The organism is Rhizobium sp. CCGE 510, assembly GCF_000292525.1.
Taxonomy (GTDB): Bacteria; Pseudomonadota; Alphaproteobacteria; order Rhizobiales; family Rhizobiaceae; genus Rhizobium.
Genome location: NZ_AEYF01000044.1, coordinates 326,237 through 352,315 on the forward strand (window position 1 = coordinate 326,237; position 26,079 = coordinate 352,315).

The 26,079-nt window shown below is 63.0% G+C and carries 30 protein-coding genes, 1 tRNA gene and 1 riboswitch; of the genes, 16 read left to right on the forward strand and 15 right to left on the reverse strand.

Annotated elements, in window-relative coordinates:
* The first annotated feature begins 23 nt into the window (after positions 1 to 23).
* Positions 24 to 605, forward strand: coding sequence for a transglycosylase SLT domain-containing protein (locus RCCGE510_RS21640; RefSeq protein WP_007633526.1), 582 nt, complete (start codon positions 24 to 26; stop codon positions 603 to 605).
* Between the two features lie 72 nt (positions 606 to 677).
* Here RCCGE510_RS21640 and pdeM read toward each other — a convergent pair whose 3' ends face one another.
* Positions 678 to 1,403, reverse strand: a complete 726-nt coding sequence (gene pdeM, locus RCCGE510_RS21645) for a ligase-associated DNA damage response endonuclease PdeM (RefSeq protein ID WP_037079530.1) — start codon at positions 1,401 to 1,403, stop codon at positions 678 to 680.
* A 25-nt stretch (positions 1,404 to 1,428) separates the two neighbouring features.
* Positions 1,429 to 3,939: a ligase-associated DNA damage response DEXH box helicase gene (locus RCCGE510_RS21650; RefSeq protein ID WP_007633529.1), complete on the reverse strand. Its 2,511-nt coding sequence runs from the start codon at positions 3,937 to 3,939 to the stop codon at positions 1,429 to 1,431.
* A 105-nt stretch (positions 3,940 to 4,044) separates the two neighbouring features.
* Between RCCGE510_RS21650 and RCCGE510_RS21655 the strand changes: the two genes are divergently transcribed.
* Positions 4,045 to 4,545: an Rrf2 family transcriptional regulator gene (locus tag RCCGE510_RS21655; RefSeq protein WP_007633530.1), complete on the forward strand. Its 501-nt coding sequence runs from the start codon at positions 4,045 to 4,047 to the stop codon at positions 4,543 to 4,545.
* Positions 4,546 to 4,566: 21 nt separating this feature from the next.
* The gene (locus RCCGE510_RS21660; RefSeq protein ID WP_007633531.1) at positions 4,567 to 5,028 is read left to right on the forward strand and encodes a carboxymuconolactone decarboxylase family protein; all 462 of its coding nucleotides are present in this window, start codon (positions 4,567 to 4,569) and stop codon (positions 5,026 to 5,028) included.
* A gap of 52 nt (positions 5,029 to 5,080) precedes the next feature.
* Here the strand turns inward: RCCGE510_RS21660 and RCCGE510_RS35245 are convergent, their stop codons facing one another.
* Together RCCGE510_RS35245 and RCCGE510_RS21665 are read right to left on the reverse strand one after the other, a co-directional pair.
* Positions 5,081 to 5,248: a hypothetical protein gene (locus RCCGE510_RS35245; protein WP_007633532.1), complete on the reverse strand. Its 168-nt coding sequence runs from the start codon at positions 5,246 to 5,248 to the stop codon at positions 5,081 to 5,083.
* A gap of 98 nt (positions 5,249 to 5,346) precedes the next feature.
* Positions 5,347 to 5,985 carry a YitT family protein gene (locus tag RCCGE510_RS21665; protein WP_007633533.1) on the reverse strand — a complete coding sequence of 213 codons (639 nt, stop codon included), beginning with the start codon at positions 5,983 to 5,985 and terminating at the stop codon, positions 5,347 to 5,349.
* Between RCCGE510_RS21665 and RCCGE510_RS34855 the strand changes: the two genes are divergently transcribed.
* Positions 5,984 to 6,151 (forward strand): hypothetical protein, encoded by a 168-nt coding sequence (locus RCCGE510_RS34855; RefSeq protein ID WP_157179929.1) that lies wholly within the window; start codon positions 5,984 to 5,986, stop codon positions 6,149 to 6,151. The genes RCCGE510_RS21665 and RCCGE510_RS34855 overlap by 2 nt on opposite strands.
* Positions 6,152 to 6,194: 43 nt before the next feature.
* On the opposite strand, the gene RCCGE510_RS21670 is transcribed toward RCCGE510_RS34855, so the two are convergent.
* On the reverse strand, positions 6,195 to 7,127 hold the full coding sequence (locus tag RCCGE510_RS21670; protein WP_007633535.1) for a methyltransferase: 933 nt from the start codon (positions 7,125 to 7,127) through the stop codon (positions 6,195 to 6,197).
* A 140-nt stretch (positions 7,128 to 7,267) separates the two neighbouring features.
* Between RCCGE510_RS21670 and RCCGE510_RS21675 the strand changes: the two genes are divergently transcribed.
* From RCCGE510_RS21675 to RCCGE510_RS21685, 3 genes are read left to right on the forward strand one after another with little or no spacing between them, the layout of a single operon-like run.
* Positions 7,268 to 7,534 (forward strand): DUF6460 domain-containing protein, encoded by a 267-nt coding sequence (locus tag RCCGE510_RS21675; protein ID WP_007633536.1) that lies wholly within the window; start codon positions 7,268 to 7,270, stop codon positions 7,532 to 7,534.
* 1 nt (position 7,535) lies between these two features.
* Positions 7,536 to 8,033: a CAP domain-containing protein gene (locus tag RCCGE510_RS21680; protein ID WP_007633538.1), complete on the forward strand. Its 498-nt coding sequence runs from the start codon at positions 7,536 to 7,538 to the stop codon at positions 8,031 to 8,033.
* A 28-nt stretch (positions 8,034 to 8,061) separates the two neighbouring features.
* Positions 8,062 to 9,408 carry an MATE family efflux transporter gene (locus RCCGE510_RS21685; protein ID WP_007633543.1) on the forward strand — a complete coding sequence of 449 codons (1,347 nt, stop codon included), beginning with the start codon at positions 8,062 to 8,064 and terminating at the stop codon, positions 9,406 to 9,408.
* Here the strand turns inward: RCCGE510_RS21685 and RCCGE510_RS21690 are convergent.
* Positions 9,384 to 10,472 carry a quinone-dependent dihydroorotate dehydrogenase gene (locus RCCGE510_RS21690; RefSeq protein ID WP_007633544.1) on the reverse strand — a complete coding sequence of 363 codons (1,089 nt, stop codon included), beginning with the start codon at positions 10,470 to 10,472 and terminating at the stop codon, positions 9,384 to 9,386. The genes RCCGE510_RS21685 and RCCGE510_RS21690 overlap by 25 nt on opposite strands.
* The gene (locus RCCGE510_RS21695; protein WP_037079540.1) at positions 10,469 to 10,822 is read right to left on the reverse strand and encodes a DUF952 domain-containing protein; all 354 of its coding nucleotides are present in this window, start codon (positions 10,820 to 10,822) and stop codon (positions 10,469 to 10,471) included. Before RCCGE510_RS21695 ends, RCCGE510_RS21690 begins: the two co-directional genes overlap by 4 nt.
* 117 nt (positions 10,823 to 10,939) lie before the next feature.
* Here RCCGE510_RS21695 and RCCGE510_RS21700 point away from each other — a divergent pair, with 117 nt between their 5' ends.
* The 5 genes from RCCGE510_RS21700 to RCCGE510_RS21720 all read left to right on the forward strand — a co-directional run bounded on the left by RCCGE510_RS21700 (position 10,940) and on the right by RCCGE510_RS21720 (position 14,123).
* Positions 10,940 to 11,338 carry a hypothetical protein gene (locus RCCGE510_RS21700; protein WP_007633546.1) on the forward strand — a complete coding sequence of 133 codons (399 nt, stop codon included), beginning with the start codon at positions 10,940 to 10,942 and terminating at the stop codon, positions 11,336 to 11,338.
* Between the two features lie 90 nt (positions 11,339 to 11,428).
* Positions 11,429 to 12,076 carry a response regulator transcription factor gene (locus RCCGE510_RS21705; protein ID WP_007633547.1) on the forward strand — a complete coding sequence of 216 codons (648 nt, stop codon included), beginning with the start codon at positions 11,429 to 11,431 and terminating at the stop codon, positions 12,074 to 12,076.
* Between the two features lie 114 nt (positions 12,077 to 12,190).
* Entirely contained in the window at positions 12,191 to 12,892 is a 702-nt protein-coding gene (locus RCCGE510_RS21710; protein WP_007633548.1) for a helix-turn-helix transcriptional regulator, read from the forward strand.
* Between the two features lie 11 nt (positions 12,893 to 12,903).
* Complete coding sequence (locus RCCGE510_RS21715; protein WP_007633549.1) at positions 12,904 to 13,629, forward strand: thermonuclease family protein; 726 nt, start codon at positions 12,904 to 12,906, stop codon at positions 13,627 to 13,629.
* Between the two features lie 80 nt (positions 13,630 to 13,709).
* On the forward strand, positions 13,710 to 14,123 hold the full coding sequence (locus tag RCCGE510_RS21720) for a tellurite resistance TerB family protein (RefSeq protein WP_007633550.1): 414 nt from the start codon (positions 13,710 to 13,712) through the stop codon (positions 14,121 to 14,123).
* Positions 14,124 to 14,191: 68 nt separating this feature from the next.
* Here RCCGE510_RS21720 and RCCGE510_RS21725 read toward each other — a convergent pair whose 3' ends face one another.
* Positions 14,192 to 15,055: a transporter substrate-binding domain-containing protein gene (locus RCCGE510_RS21725; protein WP_007633551.1), complete on the reverse strand. Its 864-nt coding sequence runs from the start codon at positions 15,053 to 15,055 to the stop codon at positions 14,192 to 14,194.
* Between the two features lie 568 nt (positions 15,056 to 15,623).
* Here RCCGE510_RS21725 and RCCGE510_RS21730 point away from each other — a divergent pair.
* Positions 15,624 to 17,630, forward strand: coding sequence for a methyl-accepting chemotaxis protein (locus RCCGE510_RS21730; RefSeq protein ID WP_007633552.1), 2,007 nt, complete (start codon positions 15,624 to 15,626; stop codon positions 17,628 to 17,630).
* Positions 17,631 to 17,886: 256 nt separating this feature from the next.
* Here the strand turns inward: RCCGE510_RS21730 and RCCGE510_RS21735 are convergent, their stop codons facing one another.
* Both RCCGE510_RS21735 and RCCGE510_RS35250 read right to left on the reverse strand, forming a co-directional pair.
* Complete coding sequence (locus RCCGE510_RS21735; protein ID WP_007633553.1) at positions 17,887 to 18,267, reverse strand: VOC family protein; 381 nt, start codon at positions 18,265 to 18,267, stop codon at positions 17,887 to 17,889.
* Positions 18,268 to 18,466: 199 nt separating this feature from the next.
* Positions 18,467 to 18,628: a hypothetical protein gene (locus RCCGE510_RS35250; RefSeq protein ID WP_192815337.1), complete on the reverse strand. Its 162-nt coding sequence runs from the start codon at positions 18,626 to 18,628 to the stop codon at positions 18,467 to 18,469.
* On the opposite strand from RCCGE510_RS35250, the gene RCCGE510_RS21740 reads away from it, so the two are divergent.
* On the forward strand, positions 18,627 to 18,905 hold the full coding sequence (locus tag RCCGE510_RS21740; RefSeq protein ID WP_007633561.1) for a hypothetical protein: 279 nt from the start codon (positions 18,627 to 18,629) through the stop codon (positions 18,903 to 18,905). The genes RCCGE510_RS35250 and RCCGE510_RS21740 overlap by 2 nt on opposite strands.
* 23 nt (positions 18,906 to 18,928) lie before the next feature.
* On the opposite strand, the gene RCCGE510_RS21745 is transcribed toward RCCGE510_RS21740, so the two are convergent.
* A tRNA-Gly gene (locus RCCGE510_RS21745) sits at positions 18,929 to 19,002 on the reverse strand.
* A gap of 59 nt (positions 19,003 to 19,061) precedes the next feature.
* A complete protein-coding gene (locus RCCGE510_RS21750) occupies positions 19,062 to 20,156 on the reverse strand; it encodes a 2'-deoxycytidine 5'-triphosphate deaminase (protein ID WP_037079403.1) in 1,095 nt (364 codons plus the stop codon).
* A 73-nt stretch (positions 20,157 to 20,229) separates the two neighbouring features.
* Positions 20,230 to 20,308, forward strand: a riboswitch (SAM riboswitch).
* A gap of 42 nt (positions 20,309 to 20,350) precedes the next feature.
* Here RCCGE510_RS21750 and RCCGE510_RS21755 point away from each other — a divergent pair.
* Entirely contained in the window at positions 20,351 to 21,535 is a 1,185-nt protein-coding gene (locus tag RCCGE510_RS21755) for an O-succinylhomoserine sulfhydrylase (RefSeq protein ID WP_007633564.1), read from the forward strand.
* Positions 21,536 to 21,799: 264 nt separating this feature from the next.
* Positions 21,800 to 22,192 carry a Co2+/Mg2+ efflux protein ApaG gene (gene apaG / locus RCCGE510_RS21760; protein WP_007633565.1) on the forward strand — a complete coding sequence of 131 codons (393 nt, stop codon included), beginning with the start codon at positions 21,800 to 21,802 and terminating at the stop codon, positions 22,190 to 22,192.
* A 338-nt stretch (positions 22,193 to 22,530) separates the two neighbouring features.
* Here apaG and RCCGE510_RS21765 read toward each other — a convergent pair whose 3' ends face one another.
* From RCCGE510_RS21765 to RCCGE510_RS21775, 3 genes are all read right to left on the reverse strand, one after another.
* On the reverse strand, positions 22,531 to 23,523 hold the full coding sequence (locus RCCGE510_RS21765) for an Hsp33 family molecular chaperone (RefSeq protein WP_007633566.1): 993 nt from the start codon (positions 23,521 to 23,523) through the stop codon (positions 22,531 to 22,533).
* Between the two features lie 88 nt (positions 23,524 to 23,611).
* The gene (gene argF / locus RCCGE510_RS21770) at positions 23,612 to 24,526 is read right to left on the reverse strand and encodes an ornithine carbamoyltransferase (RefSeq protein WP_007633567.1); all 915 of its coding nucleotides are present in this window, start codon (positions 24,524 to 24,526) and stop codon (positions 23,612 to 23,614) included.
* A gap of 37 nt (positions 24,527 to 24,563) precedes the next feature.
* A complete protein-coding gene (locus tag RCCGE510_RS21775) occupies positions 24,564 to 25,763 on the reverse strand; it encodes an aspartate aminotransferase family protein (protein ID WP_007633568.1) in 1,200 nt (399 codons plus the stop codon).
* Between the last annotated feature and the right edge of the window lie 316 nt (positions 25,764 to 26,079).

Genomic DNA, 26,079 nt, shown 5'->3' on the forward strand with positions numbered 1-26,079 from the left:
TCTCGGAAACGAGAGGTTTTGTCATGCGTACTCGTATCGTTCTGACCGCCGTGGGTCTCGCGCTGCTTGCCGGCTGCGCGACGGCGCCGAAGCAGACGAGGAACATCTGTGCCGTCTTCGATGAGCGCGACGGGCTCTTCTCCAGCTGGCAACGAGCGGCCGAGCGGACGGAGAAGAAATACGGCGTGCCGGTGCCGATCCTGATGGCGACGATGTATACCGAATCGGGCTTCCAGCCCTATGCCCGGCCGCCGCGCACCAAGCTGTTCGGCTTCATTCCCTGGACCCGGCCGTCGACCGCCTACGGTTATTCGCAGGCGCTCGACGGGACATGGGATCACTATCAGTCGCAGACCGGGAACTGGACGGCGCGGCGGGCAAACTTCGCCGACGCCATCGATTTCATCGGCTGGTATCACGCCCAGAACAGCGCGGAGACCGGCATTCCGCTGAACGATGCCTATAACCTCTATCTCGCCTACTATTCCGGCCCGACCGGTTACAAGCGCGGCGACTGGCGCTCGAACGGGCAATTGCAGCAGACCGCGCAGAAGTTCGCGCGAATGGCCGGGACGTATCAGCGGCAGTTGCAGGAGTGCGATTGATTTCAGGGTGTGCCGTGTAGGCCCCCCTCTGCCCTGCCGGGCCTGGGGCGAGCCGCCACGGCACAGCAAGCGCTACCCGCGCAAATTCCCGTACCTGACCGAATAGATCCGATCCCGCCCCAGCAGATGCGCCATGAGCGAGGATGTGTCGAACAGGCCCTTCATCGCCTGATGGGCGAGATCCAGGCCGCCGCTCATGACGCCGAAGGCCGGCATCAGGAGGCGGGCGCCGTCGGTGGCAAAACAGGGGCGGCGGACGGATTTCTCGCGGCGGCGGACGGTTGCCGACGGGTGCAGGTGGCCGGCGATTTCGCCGCTCTGCAAGCCGTTCCTCGGCTCGTGGCGGAAGGTCAGGCCGGCATAATGCATCTCGTCGACGGAAGCGCCGGGCAGATCGACGACGCCGTCGGGATCGTGATTGCCGTTGACCCAGATCCATTCGCGGCCGCGGGCCATTGTGACGATCAGCGCCCGAAAATTCTCCGGCAGATGCGCAGAACCGACGCGGTCGTGGAAATTGTCGCCGAGCGAGACGACGAGCTTCGGATCATAACGCGAAATGACGGCGGCAAGCACGGTCAGCGTCGCCAGCGTATCATAAGGCGGCAGCATCATGCCGCGGCGGGCGAAGGCTGCGCCTTTTTCCAGATGCAGGTCGGAGACGACGAGCAGGCCGGCATCCGGCAGATAAAGCGCACCGAGCGGATCGCAGACGACGGCAATGCCATGGACCGATGTCTCGATCCCCGGCATCGCGGTCTGTCCCGATAAGTCGCGCGCAAGCGCCAGGCGGTTCATCACGGTCATTGCTTCCAAACAAGTCTCAAGCGAGCGCCTCGGCGATCAGATCGTCGGCCGCTTCGGCGAGCAGCGCATCATGGGCCTCGCCCGGCACCGCTTCGCGGCCGATTTCCAGCATCACCGGCACGGCGAGCGGGGAAATATGGTCGAGAGCGCGGTGGGTGATGTGGCCCCTGATTCGTCTCAGCATATCGCCAAGCCGGCCAATATCCAAAAGTCCCGTCGCCGCATCCTGCCGCGTCGCCTGCAGCAGGATGTGATCCGGCTCGTGGCTGCGCAGCACGTCGTAGATCAGATCGGCCGAGACGGTGATCTGCCGGCCGCTCTTTTCCTTGCCCGGATGACGGCGCTCGATCAAGCCCGCAATCACGGCGCAATTGCGGAAGGTGCGTTTCAACAGGAAGGATTCGTCGAGCCAGGCTTCGAGATCGTCGCCAAGCATATCCTCGTCGAAGAGGTCGGAGAGGCTGAGCCGGCCATTGCCGATCATCAGTCCCATATCCTCAAGACCCCAGACGGCCAGCGAATAATCGGTGGCGACGAAGCCGAGCGGCTTGGCGCCGGCCCGCTCCAGCCGGCGGGTGAGCAGCATGCCGAGCGTCTGGTGGGCGAGACGGCCTTCGAAGGGATAGGCGACCATATAACCGCGACTGCCGCGCGGAAAGGTTTCGATCAGGAACTCGTCGCGCTTCGGCAGCATCGACTTGTCGTTCTGCAAGGACAGCCAGTCGCGCACCTGATCCGGCAGATGGCGCCAGCGGTCGGGATCGGCGATCATCGCCCGCACCTGCTCGGCGAGATAGGTTGACAGCGGGAACTTGCCGCCATTGTAGGACGGGATCTTCGGATCGAGCGAAAAGGCCTGCGATGCCAGGCATTCGTTTTCGCGGATGCCCTCGAAGCGCAGCACCTTGCCGGAGAAGACGAAAGTATCGCCCGGCGACAATTGCTCGAGGAAGTATTCCTCGACCTTTCCAAGCGTGGCGCCGCCGCGGCCGATCCTGCCGCCCTCGCCGCGCTTGACCATGCGGATGTTCAGCATCGGGCTTTCGACGATGGTGCCGAGATTGAGGCGGTATTGCTGGGCGACGGCAGGATTGGAGACGCGCCAGCGGCCCTCTTTGGTCTTGCGGATGCGGGCATAACGCTCATAGGTCCGAAGCGCATAACCGCCGGTCGCGACGAAATCGACGATGCGCTCGAAGGTTTCCCAGTTGAGATCGGCATAGGGCGAGGCGCTGATGATTTCGTCGTAGAGTTCCAGCATGTCGAAAGGTTCGGCGCAGGCCATGCCGAGCACGTGCTGGGCGAGCACGTCGAGCGCGCCACGGCCGACCGGCGGGGTGTCCTGGGCGCCGATATAATTGGCGTCGAGCGCTGCCTGACACTCCATCACCTCGAAACGGTTGGCCGGTACCAGGATCGCCTTCGACGGCTCGTCCATGCGGTGATTGGCGCGGCCGATGCGCTGGGCAAGCCGCGAAGCGCCCTTCGGCGCGCCGACATGGATGACGAGATCGACATCGCCCCAGTCGATGCCGAGATCGAGGGTGGAGGTGGCGACGACGGCGCGCAGCCGGTTTTCGGCCATCGCCGCCTCGACCTTGCGGCGCTGGGCGACATCGAGCGAGCCGTGATGGAGGGCGATCGGCAGATTGTCGTCATTGATCGTCCAGAGCGCCTGAAACAGCATTTCCGCCTGGCTGCGGGTGTTGACGAACAGCAGCGTCGTTTTGTGTTCGACGAGCTTGTTGTAGACGTCGGGAATGGCATAGCGGGCGGAATGGCCGGCCCAGGGAATGCGCTCTTCGGTCGACAGGATCGAGATATCCGGTTTGGCGCCGCCTTCGACGACGACGAGGCCGGCATGATGCTCGCTGCCCTCATGTTGGGCGACCAGCCATTTTTGTAGATCCATCGGTTCGGCGACGGTCGCCGACAGGCCGATGGTCTGGAGGCCGGGGGCAAGGCGGCGAAGGCGGGCAAGGCCGAGCGACAGCATATGGCCGCGCTTGGAGGTGACGAGCGAATGCAGCTCGTCGAGCACGACATATTTCAGATCCTTGAAGAAGCGCTCGGCCTCGCGGTTGGCGAGAAGCAGGGCGACCTGTTCCGGCGTCGTCAGCAGAATATCCGGCGGGTTAAGCTTCTGGCGCTGGCGCTTGGCGTTCGGCGTATCGCCGGTGCGGTTTTCGACGGTAACCGGCAGGCCCATCTCCTCGACCGGTTTCATCAGGTTGCGCTCGATATCGATCGCAAGCGCCTTCAGCGGCGAGACATAGAGCGTATGGATGCCGGTGAAGGCGGAGCCGGGCGGAATCCGGCCGCGGCGGGTGAGATCGGTGAGCGACGGCAGAAAACCGGCAAGCGTCTTGCCGGCGCCTGTGGGCGCAATCAGCAGCGTGCTTTCACCGGCCTCGGCGCGAGCGAGCAATTCCAACTGATGGGCGCGCGGCCGCCAGCCCTTTTCCGCAAACCAGCGGGTAAAGGCGGCAGGCAGCAACGTGAGGGTTTCGGAATCGATCTGGTCCACGTTCTGAAGGTAGTGAAAGCCTGAGGAAAAAGAAGAGCGGCAGGGGGAATTGACAAACGCGATAATCATGGATATTTTTTATCCCTGAATTGAGGAGCCACTGGGATGAAGATGAGCGATGGGGTCGAGCAGGCCATTCACAGCGTCGCGATGCTTGCCGGCCTCTCCGAAGGCGGCGTGCTTTCGGCCGCAGCACTGGCGGAATTCCACGGCGTTTCGACGAGCTATCTGCTGAAACATCTGCAGGCGCTGTCTGGCGCCGACATCCTCAATACTGTCCCGGGGCCGAAGGGTGGATACCGGCTGGCCAAGGCGGCCGAAGAGATCTCGCTGCTCGACATCCTGCTCGCCGTCGAAGGACCGGCACCGGCTTTCCGTTGCGCCGAAATCCGCCAGCGCGGACCGAACCCGGTCGCCGATCGCTTCTTCGCCACGCCCTGCAACATCAGCGCGGCGATGCTCAAAGCCGAACGGGTCTATCGGGCCGAACTTGCCAAGACCAGCATTGCCGACCTTGGCATCGAACTAACCGCTCTCGACGACGGATCGATCGCAGCCCGAAGCTGCGCCTTCCTGGAAATCCACGAACGCAAGACGGCTCGCTGAGCCACAACAAAGGAGAAGACCATGCAACCGCGTTTCAACTTCGCCAAAGCCGCCCCCGATGCATATAAGGCGATCGTCGCGCTCGAGCAGTACGTCCAGTCCTCCGGATTGGAGCGCCGCTTCATCCACCTGATCAAGCTGCGCGCTTCGCAGATCAATGGCTGCGCCTATTGCGTCGACATGCATGTGAAGGAAGCCCGCCATGATGGGCTGAGCGAGCAGTGGATCAACCTGATGTGCGTCTGGCGGGAATCACCTGTTTATGACACCCGCGAACGGGCGCTGCTCGGCTGGGTCGATGCCGTGACGAACATTGCCAAGTCAGGCGCGCCGGATGCCGATTACGAGACGCTGAAGGCGCATTTCTCCGAAGAGGAAATGACGAAGATCACCGTGGCGATCGGGGCCATCAACATCTGGAACCGTCTTGCCGTCGGCTTCCGCTCGCAGCATCCGATCGATGCGGCAGTCAAGGCAGCTTGATATCAGTTTCCGGACGACCGACCCGAAAAGTTCGGGTCGGTTGAATGTACTGTCACGCGCGATCCGTCGTGGCTCGCACGGCAACGACATCAGGCGATGGGCCCGAGAGGTCGATGCTGTTGAAGAGGTCGCGGACAACTTTCGCGATTTCCTCTGCGGAAGCGCCCTTGGCGTATTCTTCCTGCATGCGGCGTCTTACAAGCTTTTCCAAATCCGACATAACTCACCTCATCAAATCCGGCGCGGGAGGAAGTGTCGCGTCATGGCTGCGCAGAGGCAAGTTACGTTTTGTTTAGAATGGCTTACCGATTTTTAATGTTAGATCGCGATGTAGCGGTCGGCGCGGTGGTTGATGGCGACAAAGAGGTTGAGGACGACGGCGCCGAGCACGGAATAGAAGACGACCGGCGGCGTGGTGACGAGGAAGGCGGCGGCGAGCACGCAGAGGTCGATGACGAGCTGGACGAGGCCGGCGCGGATGCCGAAACGCTCCTGAACATAGACGCCGAGAATGCCGACGCCGCCGAGGCTGGCGCGGTGGCGATAGAGCGCCAGCACGCCGAAGCCGAGCAGCAGGCCACCGAGAAGGGCCGCCCAAGCCGGATGGATGCTGGAAATGGAGAAGAAGCGCGACTGCACGTCTGATAGCACCGAGGTCAGGCCGATGGCGATGAAGGTCTTGACCGTGAAAGCCATGCCGAGTCGCTTCCACGACAGCCAGAAGAACGGCAGGTTGAGCAGGAAGAAGGCAAGGCCGAAATTGACGCCGAAGGCATAATGCAGAAGGAAAGCAACGCCGGCGGTGCTGCCGGTGAGAAGGCCGGCGCTGGCGAGGACGTAAAGGCCGAGGGCGGCGACGAGGCTACCGGAGAAGATGCCCTGCACGTCTTCGATCGGGGCATGGCGCGTGGCGCTGGCATTCCAGAAGCCGCCAAGGACATTGATGAGCTGTGTCATGTCGCCAGTCTCCACGGCAGACGAGTTCAAGAACACGCCGGAGAAGACCGGGCGCGGTGAAATTTTGCGTAATGAGATGAGCTTGAGCGCCTTGGCCTTTGTTGCCGGGCTCGCTGCCGATGCGCTGCAGTATCGGGTTTTTTCGCGGGCCGATCAAGCGAATTAGGTAAGCAATACTGACCTATAAAAACATCGCAAGAAATGTTCGCTTACGGGGATTTCCGCGTAAGAAACAGAATGCCGGCAACCGGTTTACCGCCATCTTTGCGAATGACCGTTTTGACGATCTTGAGGATTTCAAGGCCGTGACGGCCGAGCAGCTTCCGCACATAGGCTTCCGAATGGGCGTAACGCAGCGAGGGCGCCAGATGAAAGCCGTCGCCCTCCCCCACATCCTCGACTGAAAAAGCGATGTCGGCACCTGCGGCGGCGAGGTGTTCGACGATGGCAAAGACGCTTTCGAGATTGCCGAGATACATCAGCACATCGGCTGCCGTCACCAGGTCGGCGCGGTGGCGTGCGGCATCTGTAAACAGGCCGGCGAGATCCGGCGACAGCGAAAGATCGGCCTGGGCGAGACTGTCGTAGACCTGCTTTTCGGCGGCCTTGGCCAGCATGTTCTGCGAGAGGTCGAAGCCTTCGAGGCGGCTGACCCGGGCGCGGATTTCCGGGCCGAGCAGGCCGGTGCCGCAGCCCAGATCGACGGCGCATTCATAATGCCTGCCGGTGGAGGCGACGAGGGCCGCGAGCTTCTGCGGGACGGTGTAATCGAGTTTTTCGACGAGCGCTGATTCGAAACGGGCGGCATAATCGTCGAACAGGCGCTCGACATAGCGGCTCGGCGGCCGGTCGGGTGTGGCGGCGCCGCCGAGCAGGGCGAGCTTGAGGGTGGCGCCGAAAATGTCTTCGGGATCGAGGGCAAGCGTGCTGCGATAGGCCTCGATCGCGGCTTCGCCCTTGCCCGCCTTTTCGCGATAGGTGGCGAGACGATACCAGCCGGCGGCCCAGCCGGGCACGAGCTCGAGCGCCTGTTCCATCAGCTCGGCCGCCGCCTCCGGCTCGCCGCCTTCTTCGAGCATGCGGGCATAATCGGCGCGGCGGTCGGCGATGACGTCGCCTGAGGAAAGCTGGTGGGGTTGCATAATTGGACCTTGGTTCGCCGCATTTGGCGGCGGCCACAAAAAAACTCAAGTCCTATTTCACAGGCGAAGCGGCCAATTCCGGAAAGGGCTTGCGGGCGGTGCGCCGCAACCTTATTCCAAGGGCAAACAGGAGATGGCTTATGTCCGATCAGGCGAACAGGTTTCTCGGCGATTCAATCGGCCGCACATTGATAAAGCTTATCGTCGTGTCGCTGATCGTCGGTTTCGTCATGACCGTCTTCGGCCTGACGCCGTGGAACATCATCTATGGGTTCCGGGATTTCATCCTGGAAATCTGGCATCGCGGGTTTTCAGCGCTCGGGAGTGTCGGCAACTATCTCATCCTCGGGGCGACGATCGTCATCCCGCTTTTCGTCATCCTTCGCCTTTTCAGCTATCGCCGGTAACATGACATCGATCGATCTTTCCAGGCGCAGCCTGCTCATCCTTTCCGGACTTTCGCTTGCCGCCGGCATTGCCGGCTGCACCACGACCCCGCACCTTGCCGGCACGCCTTCGAACGGCGAGGACGAAACGGCGAGCGTGCTGCCGCTCGTCAACCAGCTGAGGGCGAAGAACGGCCTGCCGCCGCTTAGCGTCGATCCGGCGGCGAAAACGGCTGCGCTTTTCCAGGCGAAGCGCATGGCGAGCGCCGGTAAGATGGCGCATCTGATGGGGCTGACCGACAGTTTCGGCGCCAGGGTCAAGGCGAGCGGCGTGCAACTACCGGCGGCCGAAAATATCGCCTCCGGCCAACAGAGCGTCGATGCCGTGGTGACGGCCTGGATTAACTCGCCGCATCATCTGGAAAACATGCTCGGCCGTTATGACGGCCTTGGCGTTGCCGTCGCCCATAATGCATCTTCCAAGAACCTGCCCTATTGGGCCATGGTGCTGTCAAGCTGAGGCGATTCGGCCTCGATATGGGGCAAGCATGGATACGCGCAGCAACAGTCATTCCCTGGCCTTCGAGGTAACACACCGGCTGGTGCTGTCGATCGCCATTCCGATGACGCTCGGTTTCGTGACGACGCCGCTGCTCGGGCTGACGAGCACCGCAGTCGTCGGCCATATGGGCAATCCGCAAGCGCTGGCAGGGCTGGCGATCGGTGCGATGCTGTTCGATCTCATCTTGGGCAGTTTCAATTTCCTGCGGGCATCGACGACAGGACTGACAGCGCAGGCCTATGGAAGGCGAGACCAGCACGAGCAACAGGCCGTCTTCTGGCGAGCACTGATCTCCGCGCTCGGCTGCGGATTGGCGCTGCTTTTGCTTTCGCCGCTACTGATTGCGGCCGGGTTGCCGCTGATGGGCGCGGAAGGCGCGATCGCAGAGGCGACCAGCACCTATTTCTCGATCCGCATCCTTGCCGCACCGGCGGCGCTGGCGAATTACGCCATCCTCGGCTTCGTTCTCGGGCGCGGACAGGGCAAGATCGGGCTGCTGCTGCAGGCGATCATCAACGGCATCAACATCCTGCTGTCCATCTATCTCGGCCTGACGCTCGATTGGGGCGTGGCGGGGGTCGCCTGGGGAACGATGGCCGGCGAGACGGCCGGTGCGCTCGCCGGGCTGTTCATCGTGCTCAGCGGTTTTTCCAGGGCCGAGCGGCCGGCATGGGCGGAGATTTTTTCGCGGCATCGGCTGGCCGAGCTTTTCGCGCTCAACCGCGACATCCTGATCCGAACCTTCGTGCTGATCGGCGCCTTCACCATCATGACGCGGATCGGCACGGGTTTCGGCGCGGTGACGCTTGCCGCCAATGCCGTGCTGATGAATTTCGTCCTGCTCTCCAGCTATTATCTCGACGGGCTTGCCAATGCCGCCGAGCAGATCACCGGCCGGGCGATCGGCGCGCGTTACCGGCCGGCCTTCGACCGCGGGCTGAAGCTGACGATCTTGTGGTCCTTCGGGCTGGCGGCGATCGTTTCCGCCTTCTTCTTCCTTGCCGGTTCCTGGCTGATCTCGGTGCTGACCACCTCACCGGAGGTACAGCAGGCGGCCGAGACCTATCTGCCCTGGGCGGCGGTGACCGGGCTGACAGGGGCACTCGCCTTCCTGATGGACGGTGTCTTCATCGGCGCCACATGGTCGGCCGAGATGCGCAACCGGATGCTGATGTCGTTTGCCGGTTATCTCGCCATGCTCGCCGTTTTCGTGCCGCTCTTCGGCAATCACGGCCTGTGGCTGGCGATGAACGCCTTCCTGCTTTTCCGCGGCTTTTTCCTGGCCGTGCTGGTCAAACCGCGGGCCGATCAGACTTTTCGAGCTGCCCAGTAATCCAGCCTGGTGTCGCGCAGCTCGCCGATCGAGCCGGCCTTTTCGCGATCCATGAGTTTCGAAAGGCCGCGGACGATATCGCCGGCCAGGCCGGGTCCCTCGTAGACCATGCAGGAATAGAGCTGGACGAGATCGGCGCCCGCCCTGATCTTTTCCAATGCGGTTTCGGCCGAGGAGATGCCACCAACGCCGATGATCGGCAAGGCAGGGCCGACGCGCTTGCGCATCCTGGCGAGCACCGCCGTCGATTTTTCGAACAGCGGCACGCCGGAAAGGCCGCCGGTCTCCTGCGCCTGGCGCTGATCCTTGAGACCGTCGCGCGACAGCGTGGTGTTGGAGACGATCAGGCCATCCAGCGCATGCGCGAGTGCTTCCGCCGCGATATCGTCCATGCCTTCCTCGGTCAGATCAGGAGCGATCTTCAGAAAGACCGGCACCTTGCGGCCGGATGTCGCTGCTGCCTCGTCGCGCGCCGTCAGCACTGATGATAGCAGTGCGGCAAGGCTTTCGCGCCCCTGCAGGTCGCGCAGGCCCGGCGTGTTCGGCGAGGAGATGTTGGCGGTGAAATAACGTGCGACCGAATGGAAGCGGCGAATGCCGGCGACGTAATCGGCGATGCGATCGTCGCTGTCCTTGTTGGCGCCGATATTGACGCCGACCATGCCCTTGCCGCTCAGCGCGGCAAGGCGCGCGAATGCCGCCTCATGGCCTTCATTGTTGAAGCCGAGGCGATTGATGATGGCTTCATCCTCGACCAGCCGGAAGATGCGCGGGCGCAGATTGCCGGATTGCGGCTTCGGCGTCACCGTGCCGATTTCGGTAAAGCCGAAGCCGAGCTTCAGCAGCGCCTCCGGCACCTCGGCATTCTTGTCGTAGCCTGCGGCCATGCCGAGCGGATTTTCGAAGACGAGTCCGGCGACGGTCTGGCGCAGGCGCGGATCGGGGGTGAGCTGGCAGGCCGGCACCAGGCCGGATTTCAGTGCGGCGATCGACATGCCGTGCGCCGTTTCCGGATCGAACAGGAACAGACCCTTGCGGGCGAGACGCTTGAAGGGATCGATCATGGCTGCAGCTCCGGAAAGACATGGGCGCCGGTCTCGTCGAGCGGCAACGGCGCTTGCCACAGCACGGCGGCCAGCGGCAGATCGGCAAAGAGATGCGGGAAGAGATCGCCGCCACGTGAGGGCTCGAACACCAGCTTGTCGCCAAAACCCCCGCCATCGACGGCAATCAGCAGCAGGCCAGACTGGCCGGCAAAATATAGCGCCGCGGTCTGCTTCACCTGATTGGCGGTCGAGAAATGGATGAAGCCATCCTTGAGATCGATGCCGGCGCCATGAAAAATGCCGGTTTGTCTGGCTTGCTGCCAGAGCGTTTCCGTCACGATCTTGTAAAGGGTCGGTGTCACGCTCATCATGGCCTCGCCATTGCTGGTCCTCGATCACCAGCGCTTTGCCGGAAAGAGGCGGCGATGTCCACGCCCCGACAGTAAAAATGGGATCGGCAGAAACAAATTCAGGAGGATGAGACGATGAAGATTTTGGTTCTGATACTTGGCGTTACCCTCCTGCCGCTTGGCGCGGCCGCGGCCGAGGCCGATGCAAGCCGGTTCCAGCTGGAAAAAAGCGGCGACCATTTCGTCCGGCTCGACCGGCAGACCGGGGCAATGTCGATCTGCCAGGACAAGGACGGCGCCCTCGTCTGCCGGATGGCGGCCGACGAACGGGCGGCCTATGAAGACGAACTCGACCGGCTTTCCGCGCGGGTGACGAAGCTGGAGCAAGGCGGCCCCATCCAGCGCGCACTGCCGAGCGATGCCGAAGTCGACCGCTCGATCAGCATCATGGAGAAGATGATGAAGAGTTTCATGGGGATGGTGAAGGAGTTCCAGGCTGATGAAAACGCCAATCCCCTTCCGCAGAAGACCTGATCTGATATAATCACTTAAGAAAGCCGGCATGAACGCGAGGGGATGGCGTTGCGCGCCGGCGATGATCGGGCTCTTGGGAGGGAGTTTTCGATGCACGAACAGACCATCATCATTGCGGACGATCATCCGCTGTTCCGGGATGCGCTGCGTCAGGCTGTCATCGGCATGGAAGGCCGGCAGGCGATCGTCGAGGCCGGCGATTTCGCCGCTGCCCGCACGGCTGCAGGCGCCCATGCGGATGCCGACCTGATGCTGCTCGACCTCGCCATGCCCGGGGTCAGCGGCTTTTCCGGCCTGATGGCGTTGCGCTCCGAATTCGCCAGCCTGCCGATCGTCATCGTTTCGGCAAGCGACGACGCAACGACGATCCGCCGGGCGCTGGAACTTGGCGCGTCCGGCTTCATCTCCAAATCCTCCGGCATCGAGGATATTCGCCGCAGCATCCAGACGGTGCTTGCCGGCGATATCGCCACGCCGGAAAACTATCGCGACGGCCAGGAGCAGGATCCCGATGTCGCCGACCTGATCCACCGCCTGCATACGCTGACGCCGCAGCAGAGCCGGGTGCTGACCATGCTGGCCGAAGGGTTGCTGAACAAGCAGATCGCCTATGAACTCGGCGTCTCCGAGGCGACGATCAAGGCGCATGTCTCGGCGATCCTGTTGAAACTCGATGTCGACAGCCGCACGCAGGCAGTCATCCAGCTCGGCAAGATCAACATGGCGATGGTCGCCTAAAGGCGCTCGATAACAGGATTTTATTCCTCCTTTAGCTTTACTCAGACGGCACGGTCGGTTAATATTCGACCTGGTTTAGGCGCGGCATGACGAGCCGCACGGAATCGGGCGCATATGCTGTCACACGACCAGATCTGGGGAGCGATCGACAAGCTTGCCGAACGGCACGACCTGACGCCCTCCGGTCTTGCGCGCCGCGCCGGGCTCGACCCCACCTCCTTCAACAAGTCGAAACGGCTTTCCGCCGACGGGCGGCTGCGCTGGCCCTCGACGGAATCGATCGCCAAGGTGCTCGGCGCGACCGGCGCGAGCATGGAGCAGTTTCTTGTCTTCCTGCGGCCGGATCCCGGTCTTTCCGGACAGCTGGCCAAGCAGTTGGCCGACCAGCCTGCCGGGGAGCCTGACGACGCCTTTCCGCCGCAGGGAAGCTCGATTCCGCTGCTCGGCTTCGCCCAGGCCGGCGCCGGCGGTTTTTTCGACGATGGCGGTTTTCCGGCCGGCCATGGCTGGGACGTGGTGGAATTTCCGGCGGCTCCGGCACAGAAATCCGGCGTCTATGCGCTGGAGGTACAGGGGGAGAGCATGATGCCGCTCTACCGCGACGGCGACGTGCTGATCGTCGCGCCGGGGGCGCAGGTGCGCCGCAACGACCGCGTCGTGGTGCGCACAAACGAGGGCGAGGTGATGGCCAAAGTGCTGCTGCGCCAGAGCCCGCGGTCGATCGAGTTGATGTCGCTCAATCCCGAACATGCCAACCGCACTCTCGAGCTTTCCGACGTCGATTGGATCGCCCGCATCATCTGGGCCAGCCAGTAGGAAGATATTCCATGCGCCCTGCTGCCATCTTCACAGGTCTCGCGGGAATGGCGGTGGTGGTCGGCCTGCTAATGGCAGGCGAAGCAAGGCTGCGCGGCGGCACGGCCGGGGAAGAGACCGTGTCTGCCGAGGAGACGGCGACAGCGACTACGGTGGATCCGCCCACCGAGGCCGGCGAACCGGCGGCGATTTCGGACGACCGGGCCGAGGTGGTCGCCCGTTCGGCGGAACCGGCCGCGCAACCGCCGGCTCCACCCTCCCCTCTGCCAGCCGACGGCACGGCGCCCAAACCTGCCGATGTCGCGCAACATGCCGACACCGCCGCCGGGCAAGCAGCAGATCCGGCCGCGAAAAAACCGATGGAGCTGGCGCGGCCGGCGGTCGAAAATGCCGGCATGCTGTCGTTCGGCGAGCGCAGGCTTCAGCTTGCCGGCATCGTGCCGACGCCGGCCGACAGGATATGCGGGCCGGCGGGCCGACAATGGCCCTGCGGCATGATGGCGAAGACGGCGCTGCGCCAGCTTTTGCGCAATCGCAGCATTGCCTGCGATATCGATCCGGCCGAATGGAAGCAAATGGTAACGGCCGCCTGCCGGCTCGGCACGCAGGATCTCGGCGCCTGGCTTGCCGAAAACGGCTGGGCTGAAGTCGCCGCCGGTTCGCCGCTTGCATCAGCCGCCGAGACGGCCAGGCAGGCAGGAAAAGGCCTTTACGGCGATGACCCGCGCCGGAGATAACCGGCGGCCATGACAGGACCGATCCCTTGTAATGGCGGCTGCCAATTCCTAATCTCCGCTGATCGAAAAAGGAATCAGAGATGAACAAGCCGCTTTCCGCCCATGATGCCCTGATCTACGTGATGGTGATGGCCTCCGCCGTCGACAGCACGATGAACGACCGGGAGCTGGAAAGGATCGGCCAACTGATCGGATTCCTGCCGGTTTTCCGGGATTTCGACGACGACAAGCTGATTTCGGTGGCACGCGACTGCGCCTCGCTGCTTTCCGGGCCTGAGGGCCTCGACGTCGTTCTCGAAACCGTGCGCGACACCCTGCCCGTCAAGCTCTACGACACCGCCTATGCGCTGGCCGTGGAAGTGGCGTCCGCCGATCTCTCGGTCAAGGCCGAAGAACTGCGGCTGCTCAGCCTGCTGCGCGACCGGCTCAGCCTGGACAAGCTCACCTGCGCGGCGATCGAGCGCAGCGCGATTGCCCGTTTCCGCAAGGGCTGATCCTTACGTCTTTGTTTTTATGCATGTCGTTATCCCAAAACCGCTGCACAGTTTTGGGCGACTGCATGTCAATAGAGCCCGTAGGGAAAATAACGCAGATAGATTTCCTGCAGACGGCCGTTGCGCGACAGCGTGGCGAGCGCGTGGTCGATGGCTGATGTCAGCACGCTGTCCTTCTGCCGCAGCATGATCGTCATGCCCTCGCCGAGGAAATGCTCCGAAAGATAGGGGCCGTCGAACAGCCCGCAGCATTTGGCCGAGGCCGGCGAGGAAACCCAGAAGGAAAGCTGCAGCGCATCGGCGAAGGCGGCATCGACCTTGCGCTCCTTCAACGCAGCAAGCAGGGCGTCCTTGGTGTCGAAGGTTTGGGCCTTGATCGCGGGAAAGAAGGCGGCCAGCATCGCCTCGTGCACCGTGCCTCTAACCACACCGACCGGGTGAGCCGAAAGCGCGGCCGCCGTTTTGCCGTCGAGCGGCACGGCGAGATTGCGCACGAAGCGCGCCGGCAGCATCAGATAGGGCCGGGAGAAGACGAATTGCCGGCGCAGTTCCGGCGTCACCGCAAGACCGGCGATGACGGCATCGCCCTGCGAGGCGGCGAGCGCATCCCTAAGATCGGCGAAAGGGATCGCCTGGATCTGGCACTTGTCGGAGATCTCCAGCTCGCCGCAGATTTCGCGGGCGAGATCGACGTTGAACCCGGAAAGCTTGCCGTTCTGATCGGTGAAATTGAACGGCGGAAAATCCACCGAGGTCAGGAAGCGCAAACGGACCAGCGAGGAGAGATCGGGCCTCGCCAGACGTTCGCGCGCATCGAAAAGCAATGGCAGCGAAGGTGCGGCCTGCTGCGCGGAGGCGGGAAGGCCCGAGAAAAGTACTGCGAACGCGAGAAGAGCCCTCAGAACCGGAAATGCCTGTTTGGATTCGATCATCGTGGTCTCGGAGTTAAGCGCGAAGCGTTGCCGCGAGATGTAACAGAGTCATGCGGGACGGGGAATATCTATGCTTGGAACGGATGACCGTTGCCAATTCATCGGCCTCGCAGCCGCGCGGCACCCACCAACTTCCCTCATCCTGAGGCGTGGAAGCCGAAGGCTGAAGCCTCGAAGGACACGCCGCAACGCCGCTCCTTGCGTCCCTCCAACGCCTGAATGCCCGCCCCCGTCCTTCGAGGCCCCTGCGGGACGCCTCAGGATGAGGCTCTCGACTGCCGGGGCGAGGCGTGGTCTTGGTGCCCTCACCTCTCCGTCCCGCGCTCGCTTTCGCATGGCACGTGCCCTCCTTGTCCCCAAAAATCACCGCGACGCCGCCCTGCCGTTAGCGCGGAATTAAAGAATATCGCCTCTATTTGCGACGACGACACGGACCCGCCGGCCGATTACATGATGCATGCGTCAACCCCGCCATAATCCTGAGCTGCGACACTCGCGGCACTCTGTTTGCAACAATTGATTTCAAAGCACCGGGCGTGCGACGCCCGGTCAACCGGGTGACATTTCCATGTTGAAGCATCTGAAAATCCGCACGAAAATCATATCGGTCGTGGCGCTGTTGGGGCTGATCACGATGGCGGGGCTGATCTATGTCATTGCCGAGTTTCGCCGTGCGGATGCCGCCTACAGCGCCTTCATCGATCATGAAGCGCTGGCCTCGATGCAGAGCGCACGCGCCAGCGCCTCGGTGGTGGCCTCGGTGCTGCAGGTAACCCTGCTCGCCGACATGAAGCCCGATACGCCGGCTTTTGCCACAGCGCTCGCCGCGCCGAGCAGGCTGCCGCAGGCCCGTGACCGGATGAAGGATGCGCTGGCGCTGGTGCCGAGCCGCAAGCCGGCGATCGATGACATTCAGGCCGGAATCGATGAGATCGAAACCCTTGCGAACAAGATCATCGAGCAGAGCAAAGCCAAGGACAGCGCCGGAGCGCTGGCGAATGTTGCCCTGGTCAACGCCAAGCTCAATGCGCTGACGCCGAAAATGATCGCCAACAATGATGCGATGATGGCGATGCTCAACGACGGCGGCGAGGCGCTTTCGGCTTCGGTCAACGGGCGGATCGTCTTCTGCTTCGTTCTGATCGGCATCGCCGTACTCGCCGCCGTCGGCTTCGGCGTTGTCGTCGCGCAGATGGGCATTGCCGGCCCGATGACGCAGTTGCGCCTGCGCATGACGCGGCTTGCCGAGGGCGATACCACAGGCGAGGTCAGCGGCCTCGAGCGCGGCGACGAGGTCGGCCAGATGGCAAAGGCCGTGTCGATCTTCCGCGACAACGCGATCGAACGTGCGCGGATCGAGGCGCGCGCCGAAGCCGACCGCAACCTCAGTGACGGCGAGCGGCGCGAACGCGACGCGCAGAAAACCCGTGAAGCATCCGAACTCGAAGGTGCCGTGACGGCGCTCGGCGACGGCCTGCGCCGTCTTGCCGCCGGCGATCTTGCCTCGCATATCGACCAGCCCTTCGTCGCGCATCTCGATGCGCTGCGCGAAGATTTCAACAACTCGGTCGAGAAGCTCAACGAAACCCTGCATACGGTCGGCGCCAACGCCCGGGCGATCGGCGCCGGCGCCAACGAGATCCGGTCTTCCGCCGACGAGCTTTCCAGGCGGACGGAACAGCAGTCGGCCTCCGTCGAAGAGACGGCAGCGGCGCTGGAGGAGATTACCACGACGGTGCGCGACGCCGCCAAGCGTGCCGAGGAGGCGAGCCAGCTGGTCGCCCGCACCCGCCTCGGCGCCGAAAAATCCGGCGAAGTCGTCCGCAAGGCGGTCTCCGCCATGCAGCAGATCGAAAAATCCTCGGGCGAGATCTCCAACATCATCGGCGTCATCGACGACATCGCCTTTCAGACCAACCTCTTGGCCTTGAATGCCGGCGTCGAAGCCGCCCGCGCCGGCGATGCCGGCAAGGGTTTTGCGGTCGTTGCCCAGGAAGTGCGCGAACTCGCGCAGCGTTCCGCCAAGGCGGCAAAGGAAATCAAGGGCCTGATCACCAACTCCGGCACGCATGTGCAGACCGGCGTTTCGCTGGTCGGCGAAACCGGCAAGGCGCTCGACGCGATCGTCCAGGAGGTGCAGGAAATCAACCAGCACGTCCACGCGATCGCCGAAGCCTCGCGTGAACAGTCGATTGGACTGCAGGAGATCAACACCGCCGTCAACACCATGGACCAGGGCACGCAGCAGAATGCGGCGATGGTCGAGCAGTCGACGGCCGCCAGCCACAGCCTCGCCACGGAAGCGACGGCACTGAACAACCTGCTCGGCCAATTCAGGCTGACGGGCACCGGCGGCTTTGCTGCCGCCGCACCGATTGCCTCGACCCGGCCCTCGGCCGCAGCCCCGCGCGCCGCCGCGCGCCCGGTGGCCAAGGCACCCACGATCCGCGTCGCCCGGGAAGGTGCTGCCCGCCCGGCCGCCTCGCCAGCCCGCGCCCTCGGCCAGTCGCTTGCTAACGCCTTCGGTGCAGGCAGCACGCCGAAAAGCCAGGATGGCGACTGGACGGAATTCTGAGGCGATTGAGGTAAGGACTATCTCACTCCAGGAATTCGCCGCCCCCCCTCATCCGCCTACCGGCACCGACCGGGGTCGAGCCACGGGTCTCGACCCGTCCTTCGGACCCCCGTAAACGGGGCGAAGGGGGTGTGTCGCAACCTCTCCGTTCCCCACTAATGTCTCGCAGGGCACGTCCCCTCTCCCCGTTTTTTACGGGGAGAGGGCTAGGGTGAGGGGCGGCCTTCGGATCCGAACCGGAAGCCGTCCGGCTACTCTAACCCGGCCGCCAGCCGACCTCGACAAGGATATTCCCCGGCGCCGTGCAGTAAAACAGCCAGCCGCCGCGCATGGCGGCCGGCGGACCGGAGAGCGCCGCGCCGGCGGCAGCAAGCCCGGCATGCACCCTATCGACATCCGCCCTTTCGGGGAGGATGAAGCCGAGATGATAGGTCTGGCGCTGCAGTTCGACCTGGTCGGCGGTGCCGAATTTGGCGATCGCGTGGCTGAGGACGATTTCGAGGCCGGCATCGTCGCTGAGGATCGCGAGGCCGTTGCTGCCGCGCATATCCGTCAGTGTCAGGCCGAAATGGCGGATAAAGAAATCCGCCGTCGCAGCGATATCGGGTACGTGAAAATCGAGGTGGTTCAGGCGCATGACAGTCTCCGTTCAAAAAAATCCCGGGACTGCCTTTTGCCGTCTCCGCATGCCGCCGGGATCCCGCATCTGATGCGGATCACGTCGCGGGTTCTCGTGCCATGGGCCACGGAGCAGAGCTTCGCCAGAACGCTCTTGCGTTCCAACGGAAGGAATCGGGCTTACCTCAACCGATCCTGCCTTTTTCGACGCTGCCGATTTAGCAGACCGCCGCGGTTTCGGCAATGGAAGTGCTGACGCGATCACGCCATTCCAAGCGGTGCTTCTCGAAGGATTGAAACTGGCCGTGCCGTTTGCGTGATGCGCCAGCGCCAATAGAGAGTAAGATCGCGTCGTCGGCGGCATCGGAAGGGATGGACATGAAACCCGCACTCATCGGCCTTATCGCCATCCTCGTTCTTGCCGGTTGCAACACCGTTAGCTACAGCGGCCCGGGCCTTGAGCCGATCCCGGGCAGCATCACCTATAACGGCCAGCCACGCAGCAAGCTCACCAAATCACCTGCTGGCTCCGCTTTCCCGCATAATTTCATCGACCAATACGGCCGGCAGGTAGAAGAAACCTACATCATCCAGCCCGACCGGAGCCTGATCATCGCGCATCGGCAGTACAAGCCGATCCGGTTTTTTGGGGATTAGTCGGACATCGCTGGAAAGGCAGCTGGAGCGGGTGAAGGGAATCGAACCCTCGTATTCAGCTTGGGAAGCTGCTGCTCTACCATTGAGCTACACCCGCGATGCGCTGAGATTTCCAACAGATGGGGGCCGCTGTCAAGTCGCGTCGAGTGCTACCTGTCAGATGCGGAAGTGCTTCGAGAGTTTGAGGCCCTGGGCCTGGTAGTTGGAGCCGAGGCCGGAGCCGTAGAGGCTCACCGGTTTTTCCTGCATGTGCTCGTAGACGAGGCGGCCGACGATCTGGCCGTCTTCGAGGATGAAGGGCACTTCGTGGCTGCGCACTTCGAGCACGGCGCGGCTGCCGCGGCCGCCGGCCGGCGCATGGCCGAAGCCCGGGTCGAAGAAGCCGGCATAATGGACGCGGAATTCGCCGACCAGCGGATCGAACGGGGTCATTTCGGCGGCATAATCCGGCGGCACATGCACGGCCTCGCGCGAGACGAGGATATAGAACTCATCCGGATCGAGGATCAGCTCGTTGCGGCCGCGGCTATAGAGCGGTTCCCAGAAATCATAGATGTCGTGCTGGGCTTTCTTGTCGACATCGACGACGGCGGTGTGGTGCTTGCCGCGATAGCCGATCAGGCCGTCTTCATCTCCGGCAAGGTCGATCGACAACGCGATGCCGCTGCCGGACACATTCGGCTGTTTGCTGGCGACCAGCGTCTCGCTTTCATGCAGCTTCAACAGTTCCGGCTCGCTGAGCAAAGCATGGCCGACGCGGAAGCGGATCTGCGACAGGCGCGAGCCGCGGCGTACGACGATCGGGAAGGTGCGCGGGCTGATTTCCAGATAGAGCGGGCCGGAATAACCGGCCGGGATCTTGTCGAATTCCTGGGCGTAGTCGGTGATGACGCGGGTGAAGATATCCAGCCTTCCGGTCGAGCTCTTCGGGTTGGCCGAGGCCGACATGTCGGCCGGCAGCGCCAAGCTCTCCATCAGCGGCACGATATAGACGCAGCCGGTTTCGAGCACCGCGCCTTCGGAAAGGTCGACCACATGCAGGCTCAGACGGTCGAGCTTGTCGGCCACCAGATGCGAGGGGCCGGGCATGAAGCTGGCGCGCACGCGAATTGCTTTGGCGCCCAGGCGCAGGTCGAGGCTTGCCGGCTGGATCTGGTCGCGGTCCAGATCCCGTTCGGAGATCAGACGACCCGTCTCGAACAGCGCTGCGATCGCGCGGTCCGCCAGAATTCCCGTTTCACGAGCCATCATGCCTCATCCATCATTTGCCGCCGACAAAACCAAATACGGGGAATTGACGCAAGCAGCTAACAGCAGTATTGCAGAATTATCCCGTGGTGATTTGGCCGGTCGGCTTGCAGCCACGTTAAACAAGTGGCTAAAAAGACCGGGTTGAAACCGGTCTGCTTTTGCGACCGGTTTTTTTGTTATGTGAAGGTGATGGCATGAGCAAGACCTGGCGCCCGGCAACCCAACTCGTCCACGGCGGAACGTTGCGTTCGCAATATGGCGAGACGTCCGAAGCAATCTATCTCACGCAGGGTTTCGTCTATGAGACCTCGGAGGCGGCCGAAGCCCGCTTCAAGGGCGAGACGGAAGGCTTTATCTACGCCCGTTACGGCAGCCCGACCAACGACATGTTCGAAAAGCGCATGTGCATGCTCGAAGGCGCGGAAGACGCCCGTGCCACGGCCTCCGGCATGGCGGCCGTCACCGCGGCGGTGCTCTGCCAGGTAAAGGCCGGCGACCATATCGTCGCGGCGCGCGCGCTGTTCGGTTCCTGCCGCTGGGTGGTCGAGACTTTGGCGCCGAAATACGGCATCGAGTGCACGCTGGTCGACGGCCGGGATCTCGCCAACTGGGAAAAGGCCATCCGGCCGAACACCAAGGTGTTCTTCCTTGAAAGCCCAACCAACCCGACGCTCGAAGTGGTCGATATCGCAGGCGTTGCCAAGCTCGCCAACCAGGTCGGCGCCAAGGTCATCGTCGACAACGTCTTTGCCACGCCGCTCTTCCAGAAGCCGCTGGATCTCGGCGCCCACATCGTCGTCTATTCCGCCACCAAGCATATCGACGGCCAGGGCCGCTGCCTCGGCGGCGTGGTGCTGGCCGACAAGGACTGGATCGACGAGAACCTGCACGACTATTTCCGTCATACCGGCCCGGCCATGTCGCCGTTCAACGCCTGGACGCTGCTGAAGGGCATCGAGACGCTGCCGCTGCGCGTGAAGCAGCAGACTGAGAATGCGGCAAAGATCGCCGATTTCCTGGCCGAGCAAAGCAAGGTTGCCACGGTGATCTATCCCGGCCGCAAGGACCATCCGCAGGCCGATATCATCGCCAAGCAGATGACCGGCGGCTCGACCCTCGTCGCCTTCGAGCTGAAGGGCGGCAAGGATGCGGCCTTCGCGCTGCAGAACGCGCTCGATATCATCAAGATTTCCAACAATCTCGGCGACAGCAAGAGCCTGATCACCCATCCGGCGACCACCACCCACAAGAACCTGTCGGAAGAGGCGCGCGCCGAACTCGGCATTTCCCCGGGTACGGTCCGCCTTTCGGCCGGCATCGAGGATACCGACGACCTGATCGAGGATTTCGCCAAGGCGCTTGCCAAGGTCTCGGCCTGATCCAAGGATAAAGGAGGGCCGAACTTCAAAGGTTCGGCTCGCCAGACCTCACCAAGCCGAGGGCCGGGCCGGACCTCGACGGCGAGGCCGGGGGAACAAGTTCAGTCGCGCCGGCGTTCGGAAGTGGAATTAACACTGCCAATTAGGCTTAACGATCGAAACACCTTCGATCACGACCGTTTTAGTGACGATCAACGTTCCGTTTCTTGACGGACAGGGCCTCTTATAAGATACGGGTAACATATCTTGACTAAGGTGCAAGGCATGTATCGCGCCCTCACAAAAGATATCGAAGTCGTCGTCGAACCATTCTATCTGGAGGAGCAATCCGATCCGGATGACGACCGCTATGTCTGGGGTTATCGGATTGTCATCAGCAACAATTCCGGCATCGCCGTTCGCCTGGTCAATCGCTACTGGAATATCACCGACCAGAACGGACAGGTGGACGAGGTCACCGGCCCCGGCGTCGTCGGCGAACAGCCGCGGCTCAGCCCCGGCGACACCTACGAATATTCCTCCGGCTGCCCGCTCGACACCCCCTCCGGGCTGATGTTCGGCCATTATCAGATGGAAACGGACGAAGGCGATACCTTCGATGTCGACATCCCCGCCTTCTCGCTGGATTCACCGGGCTTGCTGCGCGTGCTGAACTGACGGGCAAACGCCCGACCCAGGAGATTGCGGAGGCCCGCCCCTCATCCGGCTGCCGCCACCTTCTCCCCGCAGGCGGGGCGAAGGGGATATGCCGCAACGTCTCCGCTCCTCGCCCACCTCTCGCAAGGCACGTCCCCGTTTACGGGGAGAGGGTTAGGGTCATACGCGCTAGGTTAGGCACCCGGACGACCGGGAGCAGCGCTTCAACCTTCGGCCAGGAGTCCAAAATAGCGGGTCAAAACGACATCTTGAGTTTGATTCGCATCCATAGCCTTGGTTGTCTACGCCCTAACCTAGCGCCTATGAGGGTTAGGGTGAGGGGCAGCCATCAATGCGAACTACTCAGCCGGCTGAAGTTCGGCCGGCTCGAAGCGGTAGGTGGTCGAGCAGAATTCGCAGGTGACGGCGATTTCGCCGTCTTCCTGGCTGGCCTCGATCTCCTCGGCAGTGAAGCCTGTCAGCACGCCCTTGATCTTGTCGCGCGAGCAGCTGCAGCGGTCGAAGACCGCGCGCGGTTCGTAGACGCGGACGCCGCGCTCGTGGAACAGGCGGAACAGCAGCCGCTCGGTTCCGACCAGCGGATCGGTGAGTTCATCGGCATCGATGGTCGCGACCAGCGAACGCGCTTCGGTCCAGGAATCGTCCTCGCCGTGCGGGCGGCTGGCGGTGTCGCCGTCGCCGCCGTGGAGATCGGGCTGGCGCATGCGCTCCGGCGCTTCCGGCAGGAACTGGGCGACAACGCCGCCGGCCCGCCAGCGATGGCGCGGCTTGCCGGCATCGTCGCGATCGAGGAGTTCGGCCGCAGCCAGGCGCACGAGCGTGGGGATCTGCTCCGACTGGCGGAAATAGACGCCGGCAATATCTTCCAGCGAGGTGCCGTCGAGCGCGACGATGCCCTGGTAGGGTTGGCCGAACTTGCCCTGGTCGATGGTGAAGGCGAGCATGCCATGGCCGAGCAATTGCTCCGGCTCGGTTTGCCCAGCTTCAATGGCCTTGTCGAGCCGCGCCTGATCGAACCGGGCATAGGCACGGACATTTTCCGGCGTCGAAAAATCGGCGACGAGAAGATCGACCGGGCCATCGCCCTTGGTCTGCACCGTGAACTTGCCGTCGAACTTCAGCGAGGTGCCGAGCAGCACCGTCAGCACGACGACTTCGGCGAGCAGCCGGGCGACAGGGGCCGGATAATGATGACGCTCGAGGATGGCGTCGAGCATCGGGCCGAGCTGGACGGCGCGGCCGCGCACATCCAGCCCGTCCACCTGGAAGGGGACGACATGATCATCGCCGGCGAAATCGAACTGGCCGAGGGCGGCTGCAGCTTCTGCCATGGATTCACTCCTAGTTTGTAGAGCGAGGGGACAGCGTGCCCTTCGCTCGCGCGGCCGCGCGTTTTCACACGCGGCGTCCGATTATGGTTCAGATCGCGCCCAGGCACCAAGCAAGAATCGACTTCTGCGCATGAAGGCGGTTTTCCGCTTCATCGAAGACCACGGATTGCGGACCGTCGATCACGTCGTCCGTCACCTCCTCACCGCGATGAGCGGGCAGGCAATGCATGAACAATGCATCATTGCCGGCCTTCGCCATCAAGGCCGCGTTGACCTGGTAAGGCTGGAAGACATTGTGACCCCGGGCCCGATGTTCCTGATTCATGGAGACCCAGGTATCGGTCACCACGCAATCGACGCCTTCGACCGCACGGTCGGCATCATGGCAAAGCATGATTTCGGCGCCCTCATTGCGGGCCCAGTTCAGATAGTGATCCTTGGGCTCCGAGCCAAGGGGCACGGCCATGTTCATGCGGTAGCCGAAACGGGCAGCGCCTTCGACCAGCGAATGCAGCACATTGTTGCCGTCGCCGGTCCAGGCGATGGTCTTGCCCTTGATCGGGCCGCGATGCTCTTCGAAGGTCATGATATCGGCCATGATCTGGCAGGGATGGGTGTCATCCGTCAGCGCATTGATGACAGGCACGGTCGCATGCTCGGCAAGCTCCACCAGGCGCGAATGCTCGGTGGTGCGGATCATGATCGCGTCGACATAACGCGACAGCACCTTGGCGGTGTCGCCGATCGTCTCGGCGCGGCCGAGCTGCATTTCGGTGCCGGACAGGAACAGCGTTTCACCGCCGAGCTGGCGCATGCCGACGTCGAAGGAAACGCGGGTGCGCGTCGACGGCTTCTCGAAGATCATCGCCAGCATCTTGCCGGCGAGCGGCTTGTCGCCCGTGCCGGCCTTGAAGGCCTGCTTGCGGGCGAGCGCATCGTTCATGATGGTTCTGAGATCGGCTGAGGTGACGGCCGAAAGATCGAGGAAATGTTTAGGAGCCATGTTCTTACCTGTGCTGCGCCCGAAGGCGGCAATCTCTTCAAGCCGTCTTCTTGACCTTCGCGGCGCGAATGCTCTCGGCAGCGCGCTCGATGCGGGCAAGGCCCTCGCGGGCTTCCTCGGCGGTGACCACGAGAGGCGGAAGAAGGCGGATGACGTTGTCGCCGGCGGGGATGCCGAGCAGATGGGCGGCGCGGATCGCCTGCAGCAGCTCGGCTGCGGGAACCGCAGCCTTGATGCCGAGCAGCAGGCCCTCGCCTCTGATATCCTCGATCACGTCGGGATAACGATCCTTCAGCGAGGCGAGGCCCTGGCGGAAGACCAGTGCCACGTCGCGCACCTGCTGGAGGAAGCCATCGGCAAGGATGATGTCGAGCACGGCGCTGCCGACGGCCATGGCGAGCGGATTGCCGCCATAGGTCGAGCCATGCGTGCCGGCCTTCATGCCGGAGGCAGCTTCTGAAGTGGCAAGGCAGGCGCCGAGCGGGAAACCGCCGCCGATGCCCTTAGCGACCGCCATGATGTCGGGTGTGACGCCCGACCATTCATGGGCAAAGAGCTTGCCGGTGCGGCCGACGCCGGTCTGGACCTCGTCGAGGATCAACAGCAGGCCGTTTTCGTCGCAGATCTGGCGAAGCGCCTTCATGAACTCGGGGGTGGCAGGGCGCACACCGCCCTCGCCCTGCACCGGCTCGATGAGGATTGCCGCCGTCGCATCGGTGATGGCGGCGCGGACCGCTTCGATGTCGCCGAAGGCCACCTGGTCGAAGCCCGGCGCCTTGGGGCCGAAGCCTTCGAGATATTTCTCCTGGCCGCCGGCGGCGATCGTCGCCAGCGTCCGGCCATGGAAGGCGCCTTCGAAGGTGATGATATGGAAGCGCTCGGGATGACCGTTGGAAAACTGGTAGCGGCGCGCCGTCTTGATCGCGCATTCGAGCGCTTCGGCACCCGAATTGGTGAAGAACACCTTGTCGGCGAAGGTGGCGTCGGTCAGCCGTTTGGCCAGGCGCTCCTGGCCGGGGATCTCATAGATGTTGGAGAGGTGCCAGACCTTGTCGGCCTGCTCCTTCAGGGCGCCGACCACATGGGGGTTGCCGTGGCCGACCGAGGTGACGGCAACGCCGGCGCCGAAATCGAGATAACGTTCGCCGCTTTCGGTGATCAGCCACACGCCCTCGCCTCGCTCGAACCGCAGCGGGGCACGAGAATAGGTGTCATAAAGCGGCGCGGCTTCAGCCATGGCGCGGTCTCCCGATCAGAGTTATCAAGCAACGGACCCCGGCTAAGAAAACCAGGCCCGAAAAATTAAAAATGCCGCCTTGCGGCGGCCAGCGGTACTATTTCCTTTTCGCGCTGCAATGTCAACAAAACTGCGCCCTTAGCGTATGCAGCAAGCTTGTACAGCGGCATTTTCGACCTTCAACAGGCATTATTGCAGAAATGACACGCAGGGGCAGCAAGTTGGGGAAAACTCCGAATTCGATTCATCCGGATTCATGCGACTCTTGTCACGGAGTCACGCTCACACTAGGTTAAAGATCAATTACTAGACTGCA

Coding starts and splice junctions, on each gene's coding strand:
- RCCGE510_RS21670 (WP_007633535.1), bottom strand. CDS start 7,127: ATGCAACCCCACCAGCTTTCCTCAGGCGACGTCATCGCCGACCGCCGC.
- RCCGE510_RS21675 (WP_007633536.1), top strand. CDS start 7,268: ATGTCCGATCAGGCGAACAGGTTTCTCGGCGATTCAATCGGCCGCACA.
- RCCGE510_RS21775 (WP_007633568.1), bottom strand. CDS start 25,763: ATGGCTGAAGCCGCGCCGCTTTATGACACCTATTCTCGTGCCCCGCTG.
- RCCGE510_RS35245 (WP_007633532.1), bottom strand. CDS start 5,248: ATGTCGGATTTGGAAAAGCTTGTAAGACGCCGCATGCAGGAAGAATAC.
- RCCGE510_RS21755 (WP_007633564.1), top strand. CDS start 20,351: ATGAGCAAGACCTGGCGCCCGGCAACCCAACTCGTCCACGGCGGAACG.
- RCCGE510_RS21640 (WP_007633526.1), top strand. CDS start 24: ATGCGTACTCGTATCGTTCTGACCGCCGTGGGTCTCGCGCTGCTTGCC.
- pdeM (WP_037079530.1), bottom strand. CDS start 1,403: ATGAACCGCCTGGCGCTTGCGCGCGACTTATCGGGACAGACCGCGATG.
- RCCGE510_RS21750 (WP_037079403.1), bottom strand. CDS start 20,156: ATGATGGCTCGTGAAACGGGAATTCTGGCGGACCGCGCGATCGCAGCG.
- RCCGE510_RS21725 (WP_007633551.1), bottom strand. CDS start 15,055: ATGATCGAATCCAAACAGGCATTTCCGGTTCTGAGGGCTCTTCTCGCG.
- RCCGE510_RS21740 (WP_007633561.1), top strand. CDS start 18,627: ATGAAACCCGCACTCATCGGCCTTATCGCCATCCTCGTTCTTGCCGGT.
- RCCGE510_RS21690 (WP_007633544.1), bottom strand. CDS start 10,472: ATGATCGATCCCTTCAAGCGTCTCGCCCGCAAGGGTCTGTTCCTGTTC.
- RCCGE510_RS21665 (WP_007633533.1), bottom strand. CDS start 5,985: ATGACACAGCTCATCAATGTCCTTGGCGGCTTCTGGAATGCCAGCGCC.
- argF (WP_007633567.1), bottom strand. CDS start 24,526: ATGGCTCCTAAACATTTCCTCGATCTTTCGGCCGTCACCTCAGCCGAT.
- RCCGE510_RS21715 (WP_007633549.1), top strand. CDS start 12,904: ATGCGCCCTGCTGCCATCTTCACAGGTCTCGCGGGAATGGCGGTGGTG.
- RCCGE510_RS21730 (WP_007633552.1), top strand. CDS start 15,624: ATGTTGAAGCATCTGAAAATCCGCACGAAAATCATATCGGTCGTGGCG.
- apaG (WP_007633565.1), top strand. CDS start 21,800: ATGTATCGCGCCCTCACAAAAGATATCGAAGTCGTCGTCGAACCATTC.
- RCCGE510_RS21680 (WP_007633538.1), top strand. CDS start 7,536: ATGACATCGATCGATCTTTCCAGGCGCAGCCTGCTCATCCTTTCCGGA.
- RCCGE510_RS21655 (WP_007633530.1), top strand. CDS start 4,045: ATGAAGATGAGCGATGGGGTCGAGCAGGCCATTCACAGCGTCGCGATG.
- RCCGE510_RS34855 (WP_157179929.1), top strand. CDS start 5,984: ATGTCGCCAGTCTCCACGGCAGACGAGTTCAAGAACACGCCGGAGAAG.
- RCCGE510_RS21735 (WP_007633553.1), bottom strand. CDS start 18,267: ATGCGCCTGAACCACCTCGATTTTCACGTACCCGATATCGCTGCGACG.
- RCCGE510_RS21660 (WP_007633531.1), top strand. CDS start 4,567: ATGCAACCGCGTTTCAACTTCGCCAAAGCCGCCCCCGATGCATATAAG.
- RCCGE510_RS21700 (WP_007633546.1), top strand. CDS start 10,940: ATGAAGATTTTGGTTCTGATACTTGGCGTTACCCTCCTGCCGCTTGGC.
- RCCGE510_RS21720 (WP_007633550.1), top strand. CDS start 13,710: ATGAACAAGCCGCTTTCCGCCCATGATGCCCTGATCTACGTGATGGTG.
- RCCGE510_RS21685 (WP_007633543.1), top strand. CDS start 8,062: ATGGATACGCGCAGCAACAGTCATTCCCTGGCCTTCGAGGTAACACAC.
- RCCGE510_RS35250 (WP_192815337.1), bottom strand. CDS start 18,628: ATGTCCATCCCTTCCGATGCCGCCGACGACGCGATCTTACTCTCTATT.
- RCCGE510_RS21695 (WP_037079540.1), bottom strand. CDS start 10,822: ATGAGCGTGACACCGACCCTTTACAAGATCGTGACGGAAACGCTCTGG.
- RCCGE510_RS21705 (WP_007633547.1), top strand. CDS start 11,429: ATGCACGAACAGACCATCATCATTGCGGACGATCATCCGCTGTTCCGG.
- RCCGE510_RS21710 (WP_007633548.1), top strand. CDS start 12,191: ATGCTGTCACACGACCAGATCTGGGGAGCGATCGACAAGCTTGCCGAA.
- RCCGE510_RS21765 (WP_007633566.1), bottom strand. CDS start 23,523: ATGGCAGAAGCTGCAGCCGCCCTCGGCCAGTTCGATTTCGCCGGCGAT.